Source organism: Lentzea terrae (assembly GCF_003265345.1).
Lineage (GTDB): Bacteria > Actinomycetota > Actinomycetes > Mycobacteriales > Pseudonocardiaceae > Lentzea > Lentzea terrae.
Window position 1 is genome coordinate 17,105 of sequence record NZ_QFWW01000011.1, and the last position, 12,732, is coordinate 29,836.

Here is a 12,732-nt window from a genome sequence, read left to right on the forward strand (position 1 = left end):
ACAAACCCTTCCAGGAGGTGCGGAATGAGACTCTCGGCAGTCTCTCCGGCGGCGCGGACCCGGATCGCCTTGGCGGTGACCGTGTTGGCCGCGGCGACGTTGACGTGGTCCACACCGGCACCTGCGGCGGCGGCGACCACAGGACCGTGTGACATCTACGCCAGCGGCGGCACGCCCTGCATCGCAGCGCACAGCACGACGCGGGCGCTTTACGGTTCGTACAACGGAAATCTCTACCAAGTCAGGCGTGCGTCGGACAACACCAGCAAGGACATCGGACTGCTCGCCGCGGGCGGCAACGCCAACGCGGCGACGCAGGACACGTTCTGCGCCGGCACCTCATGTGTCATCACGGTGGTCTACGACCAGTCCGGCCGCGGGAACGACCTGTGGTACCAGGGATCGAGCGTGGTCCCCGGCTCGCCGCAGAGCCGGCCCGCGAACGCGACCTCCGAGTCGCTGGTGATGGGCGCTGACAAGAGCAAGGCGTACTCGCTCTACATCAACCCCGGCAACAGCTACTGGCGTGACGGCAGCCGGACCGGCGTCCCGACCGGCGCCGCTCCGGAAGGCATGTACATGGTGACCAGCGGTACGCACGTCAACGGCGGCTGCTGCTTCGACTACGGCAACAGCGAGACGACCCGCAAAGCCGACGCGGCCGGAGCGATGGACGCGATCAACTTCAGCACGCAGTGCTGGTTCGGCGGGTGCGTCGGCCGCGGTCCGTGGGTCCAGGCGGATCTCGAATGGGGCCTGTTCCCCGGCGGAAGCCAGCAGTGGAACCCGAATCAGCGGGCCTTCACGGACAAGTTCGTCACGGCGATCCTGAAGAACAACGGGACCACGCGGTTCGCGCTCAAGGGCGCCAACGCCCAGGCGGGCGATCTGACCACGTTGTACGACGGGTCGCTGCCGAACGGCTACAGCCCGATGAAGAAACAGGGCGCCATCATCCTGGGCAGTGGTGGTGACTGCTGCAAGCCAGACGGTGGTGCCAACCTCAGCGCGGGCACCTTCTACGAGGGAGCGATGGTCGCGGGCTATCCGTCCGACGCGACCGAGAACGCCGTGCAGGCCAACATCATCGCTGCCGGGTACGGCGGTGGCGGCGGCAATCAGCCCGTGCCCGGCGGCGCTGTGCGTGCGGTGGGCGCGGGCAAGTGCCTGGAGACACCGAACGGCACCGCGGGCACGCAGACCCGGATCTGGGACTGCTCGGGCAGCGCGGGCCAGAAGTGGGCCCGGTCGGCGTCGGGTCAGCTCACCGTGTTCGACGGCACCACCCAGCGGTGTCTCGACGCGTACGGCCAAGGGACCACCGCGGGCACCAGGGTGGCGATCTGGACCTGCAACGGTCAGACCAACCAGCAGTGGAACGTCAACGCCAACGGCACGATCACCGGCGTGCAGTCCGGTCTGTGTCTGGACGTGTCCGGCGCATCCACGGCCAACGGCGCGCTCGTCCAGCTGTGGACGTGCAACGGCCAGTCCAACCAGCAGTGGAGCTTGACCTGATCAGCGGTCGTGCGTGCTGTCCTCCGCTCCGGCGGCGGACAGCACGCACGACCATTCCCATCACTGACAGAGGAGTCGAGTGATGCGCATGTCAGAGCCGACGATGCACGACACCCGCCCGGCCGCGTGCTGGACGGACGGCTTCCGCACCGCCAACGGCGAATGCGGTGCGGTGCTGTACGGCGAGCCCGCGATGGAGAAGGTGGTCTTCGAGGCCGGCCGGTCCTGCCACCCGGCGTACGAGTTCCGGATCTCCAGTCCCGGCATGGCCGCCGTCGGCGGCTACGGCCGGATCACCGACTCCCGCACCGGCGAGGTCACCTCGACCTGGACCGACGGGCACGGCACCTGGGCCCGCCGGGCCTTCGCGTCCAGAGCCGATCAGGTGATCGCACACGAGCTGCTGCCGGCACCTGGCCGGACGGTCGACACCACGCTGAGCGTCGACACCGCGCTCGACGGGCTGCTCGGCAGCACGCGCTTCACGACGAGAGCCACCGTCAGCAACGGCTCGGGCTACCTCACCTTGCGAGGCGTCGGCCTGTCGGGTCGCGGTGCCTTCGGCTACGAGGGCATCACCAGGGTGGTGGCCTTCGGCGGCAGCATCCTCGCCAGCGGGACCACCCTCGTCGTCATCGGGGCGGCCAGGCTGCTCCTGCTCACCAAACTCGACCGGTACGAGTCGTCCTCGACCGGCTGGTTCTTCCCCGCGCTGCGCACGGCACTCGCCGGGCTCGACAGCGACTACGCCAGCCTGTTCGCGCGGCACACGGCCGCCACACCCGCTTGACCCGGCCACCGGCATCGAGAGTTCGGGCGACGATCACACGCAAGCGTGACGATGTGCCCGATCCTTTCGTTGCCAGTGTGACAATTATCCGATGGAGAGCACCCAGGGCATCGAGTCCGGTTCGCCAGCCGCAGTGCTGCGCATGCTGATGGACGGCAGGCCGCGCACGCGAGCGGAGGTCGTGGCCGCGACCGGCCTCTCCCGCTCCACCGTGCGGGCGAGGCTCGACCTGCTCGTGGCCGCCGGTCTGGTGACCGGCGGCGGTACCGGGGAGTCCACCGGCGGACGCCCGGCGAGCCGGTTCGTGTTCAACCCCGGCGCGCGCCTCGTGCTGGTGGCCGAAGTGGGCGCCACCCATGCCACGGTCGCCGTGGCCGACCTCGGGTGCCGGTTGATCGCGGTCGAACAGGTCGGCCTCGATGTCGCGGACGGACCGGAGGTGATCCTCCAGCTCCTGGTCACGACCTGGCGCGAGCTGCTGCGCGACGTGGACCTCCCGGAGACCGGGCCGGAGATCGCTGGAGTGGGCATCGGGCTCCCCGGGCCGGTCGAGCATTCCACCGGCCGCCCGAACAACCCGCCGATCATGCCGGGCTGGGACGGGTTCGACGTGCCGGCGGCGATCACGGCGGAGTTCGGCGCACCGGTGCTGGTCGACAACGAGGTCAACCTGATGGCTCTGGGCGAGCACACAGCCTCGCACCCGGATGTGCGGCACATGATCGTGGTGAAGGCGGCGACCGGCATTGGCGCCGGGCTGATCAGCAACGGCCTGCTGCACCGCGGCGCGGCGGGTGCGGCGGGGGACCTGGGGCACATCCGGGTGCCCGACGGTGAGGAGGCGCTGTGCCGCTGCGGCAACACCGGGTGCCTTGAGGCGGTCGCCGGTGGTCCGGCGCTGGCGGCGAAGCTGAGAGAGCTGGGGCTCCCCGCTTCGTCGACGGCCGACGTGGTGCACCTGGTCCGGTCCGGCAACCTCGAGGCCGGCCGGGTCGTGCGGCAGGCGGGGAGGGACATCGGCGAGGTGCTCGCGGGGTGCGTGAGCATGTTCAACCCGTCGCTGGTGGTCATCGGCGGACTGGTGGCGGAGGCGGGGGAGATGCTGCTGGCGGGCGTGCGCGAGTCGATCTACCGGCGCTCGCTGCCACTGGCCACGGAGGACCTGAGGATCGTCGCGTCGAGGGCGGGTGCGACCGCCGGTGTGCTGGGCGCCGCGGCGATGGTCGTGCAGCACGTGCTGTCGCCGGAGGTGCTGGACGCGCGGCTCGGCGCGGTCGTCTCCGCGATCTCCGCCGGAGAGGCCTGAGCCACTTTGGCAGAAGATAGCCATAAGTTGGTCCAAATCTGCCGGACTTTTGCATTGACCTTGCCATATCGTCGGGCTTACGTTCACCTGCATGTGGGACATCGGCGTCAACACATGGGTTTGGACGTCACCGCTCACCGATGAGGGATTGGCCGCGCTCGCGCCGAAGGTTCGCGAGTGGGGGTTCGACGTCATCGAACTGCCGGTGGAGCAGCCGGGTGACTGGGACCCGCGCCGCGCCGCCGACCTGCTGGCCGAGCTGAACCTCGGGGCCACCGTCTGTCTCGTCATGCCGTCGGGCCGTGAGCTGGTCGCGGCAGACACGGTCGCGGAGACCCAGGACTACCTGCGGCGGGTCGTGGACGTCGCGGCGATCGTCGGCAGTCCGGTCGCGGCGGGCCCCGCGTACAGCTCGGTCGGCCGCACGTGGCGCATCGACGACCGGCCGCGGGTGTACCGCGAGTTGCGCGCGAACCTCCGCCCCGTGGTCGAGTACGCAGCGCAGCACGGTGTCCGCATCGCCGTGGAGCCGCTGAACCGGTACGAGACGAGCCTGCTGAACACCGTGGACCAGGCGCTGGAGGCGCTGGACGGGCTGCCGGCCGAGGGGTGCGGCCTGGCGCTCGACACCTACCACCTCAACATCGAGGAAGCGGCGCCGGTGAAGGCGGTTCTCGCCGCCGGCGCGCGCATCGCACACGTTCAGGTGTGCGCCAACGACCGCGGTACGCCGGGTCGCGATCACCAGGACTGGCCCGCGTTGCTGGGCGCCTTGGGCGATGCCGGCTACCGCGGTCCGTTGTGCATCGAGTCGTTCACGCCGGACAACGCCGCCATCGCGACCGCCGCCTCGATCTGGCGGCCGCTGGCCGACTCACCGGACGCTCTCGCCGTCGAAGGCCTGGCCTTCCTGCGCGCTGCCGCCGCCGCTCTCACCCGTTAGCCGACCGCGTCACCACCCCGGAGGAGTGGCAATGCAACGCAGACTCAAGCGATTACTGTCGGTGTTGGCCGGTGCTCTGGTGGTGATGGGGCTAGTCACGCCGAGCACCCCGGCACAGGCTCATGGCCTGCACGTCCTGCTGTTCACCAAGACCGCCTCCGGCGCCTACCGGCACGACTCCATCCCGGCGGGCATCACGATGATGGAGCAGCTGGCCGCCCAGCGCGGCTGGGAGATGACCAAGACCGAGGACGCGTCGGTCTTCAACGACACCACGCTCGCCACGTTCAACGTGATCGTGATGCTGCAGACGTCGGGCATGGTGTGGGACACCGCCGCGCAGCGCACCGCGATGCAGAACTACGTGCGCAGGGGCGGGGGCGTGGTGGCGATCCACAACGCCACGGACATGAACATCGAGCAGCAGTTCCCGTGGTGGGACCAGATGCTCGGCATGACCATGACCCAGCACTCGTCGATCGTCTCCGGCACCGCGAAGGTCGCCGATCGCAAGCACCCGTCAGGGGCGGGTCTTCCGGACCGGTGGACGCGCACCGAGGAGTGGTACAACTTCAACCGCTCCGCGCGCGGCGACGTGCACGTGCTGGTCACGGCGGACGAGTCGACCTACGACGCGGGCCCGTCCAAGATGGGCGTCGACCACCCGATCTCGTGGTGCCGCAACTTCGAGGGCGGCCGGGTGTGGGCCACCGGCATGGGGCACCAGGCGTCGAGCTACTCCGAACCCCTGTTCCGCCAGCACATCACCGGCGGTGTGGAGAGCGCGGGCGGCATCGTGTCCGCGGACTGCGGTCCGACGGTGTGGGGCAGCTTCCAGAAGGTGCAGCTCGACAACTCCGTCATCGCGCCGAGCACGATCGACGTCGCTCCCGACGGCCGGGTGTTCTTCAACGAGTACAACGGCAACCTGAAGATCTACAAGCCGGACACCAGGACGACGGTCGTCGCGGGCACGCTCAGCGTCTACGGCCAGGGGCAGAACTCGGAGGACGGCCTGGTCGGCATGGCGCTCGACCCGGCGTTCGCCACCAACAGATGGGTCTACCTGAACTACTCCCCGGCGGGGAGCCAGGAGATCGCCAGGATCTCGCGCTTCACCATGAACGGCGACCGGATGGACATGGCGAGCGAGAAGGTCCTGCTCACCCTGCCCGCGTCGCGGAAGGAGGAGCCGGGGCACACCGGCGGTCAGCTGGCCTTCGGTCCGAACGGCAACCTCTACATCAGCGTCGGCGACGACACCAACCCCAACGGTGACTCGGGCGGCTACGCGCCGATCGACGAACGTCCAGGCCGCGCGCTGTACGACGCGCAGGGCACTGCTGCCAACACCAACGACCTGCGCGGCAAGATCCTGCGCATCCACCCGGAACCCGACGGCACCTACACCGTCCCGTCGGGCAACATGTTCGCGCCCGGCACGGCCAGGACGCGGCCGGAGATCTACGCGATGGGCTTCCGCAACGTGTTCCGGTTCAGCGTGCACCCGACCACCGGCGTGATCTACGCGGCCGACTACGGCCCGGACGCGGGCGGCGACAACCCGAACCGCGGGCCGGCGGGACTCGTGGAGTGGAACGTGATCAAGTCGCCGGGCAACTACGGCTGGCCGTACTGCGTGGCGAACAACATCGCCTACAACGACTGGAACTTCGCCAACAACACGTCCGGTCCGAAGTTCAACTGCGGCTCGCCGGCGAACAACTCGCCCAACAACACCGGCCTGACGACTCTGCCCGCGTCACGCGCGGCGGACGTCTGGTACGGCAACGGCGCGAACGGCAACGCGTTCCCGGAGATGGGCCCTGGCAGCGGGGGCGAGGCGCCGATGGCGTTCCCCGCCTACCAGTACAACGCGAACAACCCGTCGAGGACGAAGTTCCCGGCGTACTTCGACCAAACGCCGTTCTTCGGCGAGTGGTCCCGCAACCGCATGTGGGAGTTCCGGCTGGATTCGTCCGGGAACCTGTTGAAGATCAACAACTTCCTGTCGAACATGTCGTTCGCCTCTCCGATGGACGCGAAGTTCGGCCCCGACGGGTCGATGTACCTGCTGACCTGGGGCACGGGCTGGGACGACAACAAACCGTTGCCCGGCGCCGGATTGTGGCGCATCGACTACACGACCACCGGTGAACGGCTTCCGGTGGCGCAGGCCTCCGGCACGCCCTTGACCGGTCCCTCGCCGCTGACGGTGCGCTTCTCCAGCGCCGGTTCCAGCGATCCCGGCGGTCTTCCGCTGACCTACCGGTGGACGTTCGGCGACGGCGCCACGTCCATGGAACCGAACCCCACGCACACCTACACCGGCAGCGGGAAGTTCACCGCCCAGCTCACCGTCACCAACTCGGCGGGCAAGATCGGTACCGCGAACGTGACGATCAGCGTGGGCAACACGGAGCCGGTCGTGCGGTTCACCGGTCCGGTCGACGGCGGCATGATCAACTTCGGCGACCCGATCCCGTACACGCTGTCCGTGACCGACCAGGAGGACGGCACGATCGACTGCACCAAGGTGAGCGTTCAGTCGAACATGGGCCACGACTCGCACAAGCACCCGATCGGCTCGCCGATGACCGGCTGTTCGGGAACGCTGCCGACCACCGTCGACTCGGGCCACCAGGGGCTCAACGTGCACGTCATCGGCTCGGCCGAGTACACGGACAAGGGCGCGAACGGCGTGCCGCCCCTGACCGGCAGCGGCCAGGTCGTGCTGCAGCCCAAGCAGAAGCAGGCCGAGTTCTTCAACGACTCGTCCGGCGTGACCATCGTGTCGCAGGCGGGCGCCGAATCGGGCGCCAAGGTGGGCGACATCGGCAACAACGACTGGATCTCGTTCAAGCCGGTCAACTTCACCGGCATCAACCAGGTGTCGTTCCGGGTGTCCTCTCCGCCGGGTGGCGGAGGGACGATCGAACTGCGCGCCGGTTCACCGACAGGCACGCTCATCGCATCGTCGCCGGTCACCAGCACCGGAGGCGCGGACACCTACGTCAGCACGCCCGCGGTGAACGTGACCGCGCCGACCGGCACCGTCGAGCTGTTCGCGGTGTTCAAGACATCGTCGTCGACCAGCTTCGACCTCGACTCGATCACCTACGTCGGGCCGGGCGCGGGACAGCCCGGCGGTGGCTCCGCGAAGGAGATCGTCGGCGCCGGCGGCAAGTGCGTCGACGTCAACGGAGCCAGCTCCACCGACGGCGCCAAGGTCCAGCTGTGGACCTGCAACGGTGGCAACAACCAGAAGTGGACGCAGAACGGCACCACGCTGCGGTCGCTCGACAAGTGCCTCGACGTCACCGGCAACAGTCAGACCGACGGCGCGATCGTCCGGTTGTGGTCGTGCAACGGCTCGTCCGGGCAGAACTGGACCGCCCAGTCCGACGGCTCGATCCGCAACGGCACGAAGTGCCTGGACGCCAACGGAGCCGGCACGGCGGACGGCACCCAGCTCATCATCTGGACCTGCCACGGCGGGACCAACCAGAGGTGGACCTTCCGGTAGCCCAGGAGCCGGTCAGCGGCCTTCCCGGCCGCTGACCGGTTTCCCCGTCGAGGAGGAACGATGAGCAGGACCGTTCGGTCGCGCGCGACCAAGGCCGCCGCCTGGGCCACCCCGCCGCCCAGGCCGAAAGGGCGGGTGTGGGCCGGTTTCCTCACCGCTTTCCTGCTCGGGCTGGCGGTCGCGTTCCTGATCACCTCGGGGAACGGGCCGGACGCGACCCAGCGGCGGATCGCGGAACTGGAACGCGAGGACGCCGCACGGGACGCCGCGCAGCTCGGCCCGCTGACCGACCAGGCCAAGGGCACCAGAGACAACCTGGCTCCGGTGCTCGCGGCCATGGCGCAGGCGGCTCCCGTCGACGGGTCGGCACCGAAGTCCGCGCTCACCGCGGAGGTGGTGAACGGGTGGAAGGACGTCCTCTCAGCGGCGGAGAAGTCGTACGAGCAAACGCCTTCGGCCGGCAACGGGATCAACATGGCGCGCGCCGGCCTGCGCACGGCCGTGCAACAGCTCGCTGCGGCGGTCAGGGGGTTCGACACGGCGCTCGGGGTGGCCGAGCCGGTCAGGAGCACTCTCGTGGCGCTGGCGGGTGAGCAGCGCACGCTGGCACTGCGCACGTGGTCGGTGGCCGCGGTCCAGCTCGACGTGATCAACATCGAGGCGGGGAGGGGGCACGTGCACGTCCAGCTCTCCACCGGCGGCGACGCCGGCGTGATCGCACCCGACGGCGCGCCGGAGGGACGGTGATGGCTGGTCATGTCGTTCGGCCGGCGACCGATGCCGTCCGCCTTCTGGTCGACGCGCGCACACTGATCGAGCCCGTGCACCGCGCCACGATCGACGAGCTCGGTCCGGCGCTGCGTCGCGTCGCCGGCTACCACATCGGGTGGTGGGACGCGGACGGCAGACCTTCACCGTCGGGCGGCAAGGCGCTGCGGCCCGCTCTCACCCTCGCCTGTGCCCGCGCGTTCGCCGACGGACCCGTGCCGCCGGACGTGATCGCGGCCGCGACGGCGGTGGAGCTGATCCACGACTTCTCGCTCCTGCACGACGACGTGATGGACGGCGACGAAACGCGGCGGCACCGTCCCTCGGCGTGGGCGGCGTTCGGGACCACGGCGGCGATCCTCGCCGGTGACGTCCTGGTGGGACTCGCGCTGCGCCGGGTGCCGCCGTCCCTGACGGGTGTACTCGCCGACGTGCTCGTCGACCTGTGCGAAGGGCAGTCGGCCGACGTGGCGGCCGAGACCGCGACGTCGGTGGACGTCGAGCAGTGCCTCGCCACCGCGGCGAGGAAGACCGGTGCCCTGCTGGGGGCAGCCTGCCGCCTTGGTGCTCTCGCGGCCGGAGCCGACCCTGCCGCGGCTGACCACTGCCGGTGGTTCGGGGTGCACCTCGGCGTCGCCTTCCAGTTGGTCGACGACATCCTCGGCATCTGGGGCGACCCGGCGAGGACCGGCAAACCGGCCCACTCCGACATCAGGGCCGGCAGAAGAACCCTGCCGGTCGTGGCGGCACTCGCCTCGGACACGCCGGCGGGGCGCCGGCTCGGACGGATCTACATCGAGGACCGCGGTGAGGACGAGACCGTGCCGTGCATTGCGGAGCTCGTTGCGGAGGCGGGTGGCCGGGCGTGGGCGCAGGCCGAGGCGGACCGCCGCGTGCGGCTGGCGTTCGGCTGCCTGGACCGAGCGGATCCGCGTCCGTCCGCCGCCCTGGATCTGCGCGATCTGGCCCGGCTGGTCACGAGCAGGGACCGCTGAACCAGCTCGCGCCGAACGCGGCCGCAGGGACCTTCAGCCCAGTTGCTGGTCCACGACGCTGGGTGACAGGACGTGGTGGACCACCATGGCCGCCGCCCCGAGCACGCCTGCCACCTCGCCCGCACGGGACGGCACGATGCGCAGGTTCTCCGTGGCCAGCGGCAGTGAACGGCGGTAGACCGCCTCCCGCACTCCGGCCAGCAGCATCTCACCCGCTGCGGCGAGGTCGCCGCCGACCACGATCAGCGAGGGGTTGACCATGCTGACACAGGCTGCGAGCACCTCGCCGATGGTGCGGCCCGCATGCCGGATCGCCTGACCGGCTTCGACGTTGCCCGCGCGGACCAGGGCGACGACGTCGGCGCTCGAGTGGGCCTCCACCCCCTTGGCTCGCAACCGGGCCACTATCGCGGAGCCGCTGGCGACGGCCTCCAGACACCCGGTGTTGCCACAGCCACAGGGAGCGTCGTCGCTGCCAGGCGCCTGGATGTGGCCGAGATCCCCCGCCGCGCCGACCGCGCCGCGGTGCAGGACGCCGTTGCTGATGAAACCCGAACCGATCCCGGTCGCCACCTTCACGACGATCATGTGGTCGGTGCCGGGGAAAGAGTGCGTGTGCTCGCCCAGTGCCATCAGGTTGACCTCGTTGTCCACCAGCACCGGCACGCCGAACTCGGCGCGGACGTGCGCCGGCACGTCGAAGCCGTCCCAGGCGGGCATGATCGGCGGGTGGTTGGGCTTGCCCGACGAGTGTTCGACCGGGCCGGGCAGGCCGATGCCGACACCGGCCGGCGACACGGACACGCCGGCGTCCCTGACCAGTTCCCTCCAGGTCTCGGCCAGGCGCGCCAGCACCGGCTCCGGCCCGTCGGCGATGTCCAGGCTGAGCCGGCGCATGGCCAGCGGGCCGCCGGCGAGGTCGGTCACGGCGACGGTCGCGTGCGTGGCGCCGACGTCGGCGGTGAGGACGGAGCGGGCGGCCGCGTTGAACACCAGCCGGCCCGCGGGTCTGCCGCCGGTCGACACCCGGATACCGCGGTCGGTGAGGAACCCCGCGTCCTGCAGTGCGTCGAGCCTGGTCCGGACCGCGGCGCGGGTCAGGCCTGTCTGGCTCGCCAGTTCGGCACGTGTGCGCGGTACTCCGTCGAGCAACAGCCGCAGCAGCTGCCCAGGAGAAGCCGCAGGAGCCCAAGGTACGTCCGGCACGCGCCCCAGTGAACCAGGGAACACCGAGTAATGGTGGTGTTCATCCGTAAGACGTGTGCACTTTGGCAGGGAAGTGCCAACTTATGATTGACAGTCGCCAATAGTGGCCCCTACGTTCGCCTCATGGCTGTGACCCACGCAACATCGGGGGCGGATGACCCCGTTGCCGTCGTACGGCTGGAGGGCATCGAGAAGAGCTTCTTCGGCGTACCGGTGCTGCGCGGCGTCGATCTCCTGCTGCACGCGGGTGAGGTGCATGCGCTGGTGGGGGAGAACGGTGCGGGCAAGTCGACGCTGCTGAAGGTGTTGGCCGGCGTCCACCGGCCCGACTCGGGACGGATTGTGGTGCGGGACGCGGAGGTCTCGTTCGCCACGCCGCGCGACGCGCAGGCGGCGGGCATCGCGATCATCCACCAGGAGTTCACCCTCCTCGAGCACCGCACGGTGGCCGAGAACGTCTTCCTCGGCCGGGAACCGGTGCGGCGCGGTCAGGTGGACCGGCGCGCGATGGAGACCCAGACCCGGCGGCTGCTCGACTGGCTGGGAGAGGACGGCATCGAGCCCGGCACCGAGGTGGCCCGGTTGTCCGTGGCCCGCAAGCAGGTGGTGGAGATCGTCAAGGCGCTGTCGGCGGACGCCAAGGTCCTCGCGATGGACGAGCCCACCGCGGCGTTGGCGGACAACGAGGTCGAGCTGCTGTACGGCCTGGTGCGCAGACTTCGGGATCGTGGGATCGCGATTCTCTACGTGTCGCACCGGATGCGTGAAGTGTTCGACCTCAGCTCACGGATCACGGTGTTGAAGGACGGTGCGTTCGTCACCTGTGTGCCGACCGCCGATCTGGACACCGATCAGGTCGTGCGGCACATGGTCGGCCGTCCGCTGGACGCGCTGTATCCCGAACGCACGAGCGTCCCCGGTGCGGTGCGGATCGCGTTGCGGGGAGCGGGAAACGAGCGGGTGCGGAACCTGACGTTCGACGTGCGGGCCGGGGAGATCGTCGGCCTCGCCGGGTTGCAGGGCTCCGGTCGTTCCGCGATCGCGCGGGCGATCTGGGGCGTCGAGCCGTTCACGACCGGCACCGTGGAACTCGATGGCGTGCCGACTCGCGTCACCGGTCCGCGGACGGCCGTCCGCAAGGGCATCGGGTACGTCACCGAGGATCGCAAGGGCGAAGGACTGGCGCTGCGGCAGTCGGTGCGGGACAACACCTTGCTGGTCCGTCGCGCGGCGTGCCGCGGTGCGGTGGCTCGTCAGGCCGCGGATCTGACACGGCTGCTCGGCTCGGTCGGTGTCGTCGCGCGTGGGCCGCATCAGGAAGTGCGCTACCTCTCCGGTGGCAACCAGCAGAAAGTGGTGCTGGGAAAGTGGCTCGCCGTGCGGCCACGCGTGCTGATCGTGGACGAGCCGACCCGCGGCGTCGACGTCGGCGCGAAACAGACCCTGTACCGGTTGCTGCGCGACCTGGCGGACGACGGCATGGCGATCCTCATGATCTCGTCGGAGTTGCCGGAGTTGATCGGCATGAGCGACCGGATCCTCGTCATGCACGAAGGCGCGCTGGCAGGCGAACTGCCCGCCGGTGCCGACGAGGAAGCCGTGATGGCACTGGCCACCGGGCACCGGCCTGGGGCCGTGGCGTGAGCGCCGTGCGCGAGCAGGTCCGCCGGCGCAGCGAGG

The 12,732-nt window shown here is 69.8% G+C and carries 9 protein-coding genes; 8 read left to right on the top strand and 1 reads right to left on the bottom strand.

What is annotated here, in order from left to right; translation table 11 throughout:
• Positions 1 to 24: 24 nt before the first annotated feature.
• From DI276_RS17520 to DI276_RS17550, 7 genes are all read left to right on the top strand, one after another.
• A complete protein-coding gene (locus tag DI276_RS17520; RefSeq protein WP_112264605.1) occupies positions 25 to 1,518 on the top strand; it encodes an arabinofuranosidase catalytic domain-containing protein in 1,494 nt (497 codons plus the stop codon).
• A gap of 82 nt (positions 1,519 to 1,600) precedes the next feature.
• Positions 1,601 to 2,308: a glycoside hydrolase N-terminal domain-containing protein gene (locus DI276_RS17525; protein WP_112264607.1), complete on the top strand. Its 708-nt coding sequence runs from the start codon at positions 1,601 to 1,603 to the stop codon at positions 2,306 to 2,308.
• Positions 2,309 to 2,399: 91 nt separating this feature from the next.
• Positions 2,400 to 3,614, top strand: a complete 1,215-nt coding sequence (locus DI276_RS17530; RefSeq protein WP_112264609.1) for an ROK family transcriptional regulator — start codon at positions 2,400 to 2,402, stop codon at positions 3,612 to 3,614.
• Between the two features lie 91 nt (positions 3,615 to 3,705).
• Positions 3,706 to 4,557 carry a sugar phosphate isomerase/epimerase family protein gene (locus tag DI276_RS17535; RefSeq protein ID WP_112264611.1) on the top strand — a complete coding sequence of 284 codons (852 nt, stop codon included), beginning with the start codon at positions 3,706 to 3,708 and terminating at the stop codon, positions 4,555 to 4,557.
• Between the two features lie 31 nt (positions 4,558 to 4,588).
• Positions 4,589 to 8,083, top strand: a complete 3,495-nt coding sequence (locus DI276_RS17540; protein ID WP_112264613.1) for a ThuA domain-containing protein — start codon at positions 4,589 to 4,591, stop codon at positions 8,081 to 8,083.
• Positions 8,084 to 8,143: 60 nt separating this feature from the next.
• Positions 8,144 to 8,830 carry a hypothetical protein gene (locus tag DI276_RS17545; protein ID WP_157984769.1) on the top strand — a complete coding sequence of 229 codons (687 nt, stop codon included), beginning with the start codon at positions 8,144 to 8,146 and terminating at the stop codon, positions 8,828 to 8,830.
• Complete coding sequence (locus DI276_RS17550) at positions 8,830 to 9,846, top strand: polyprenyl synthetase family protein (RefSeq protein ID WP_112264617.1); 1,017 nt, start codon at positions 8,830 to 8,832, stop codon at positions 9,844 to 9,846. The genes DI276_RS17545 and DI276_RS17550 overlap by 1 nt, the downstream gene beginning before the upstream one ends.
• 33 nt (positions 9,847 to 9,879) lie before the next feature.
• Here DI276_RS17550 and DI276_RS17555 read toward each other — a convergent pair whose 3' ends face one another.
• Complete coding sequence (locus DI276_RS17555; protein ID WP_112264701.1) at positions 9,880 to 11,052, bottom strand: ROK family transcriptional regulator; 1,173 nt, start codon at positions 11,050 to 11,052, stop codon at positions 9,880 to 9,882.
• Between the two features lie 123 nt (positions 11,053 to 11,175).
• Between DI276_RS17555 and DI276_RS17560 the strand changes: the two genes are divergently transcribed.
• Entirely contained in the window at positions 11,176 to 12,696 is a 1,521-nt protein-coding gene (locus DI276_RS17560) for a sugar ABC transporter ATP-binding protein (protein WP_112264619.1), read from the top strand.
• Positions 12,697 to 12,732 lie beyond the last annotated feature (36 nt).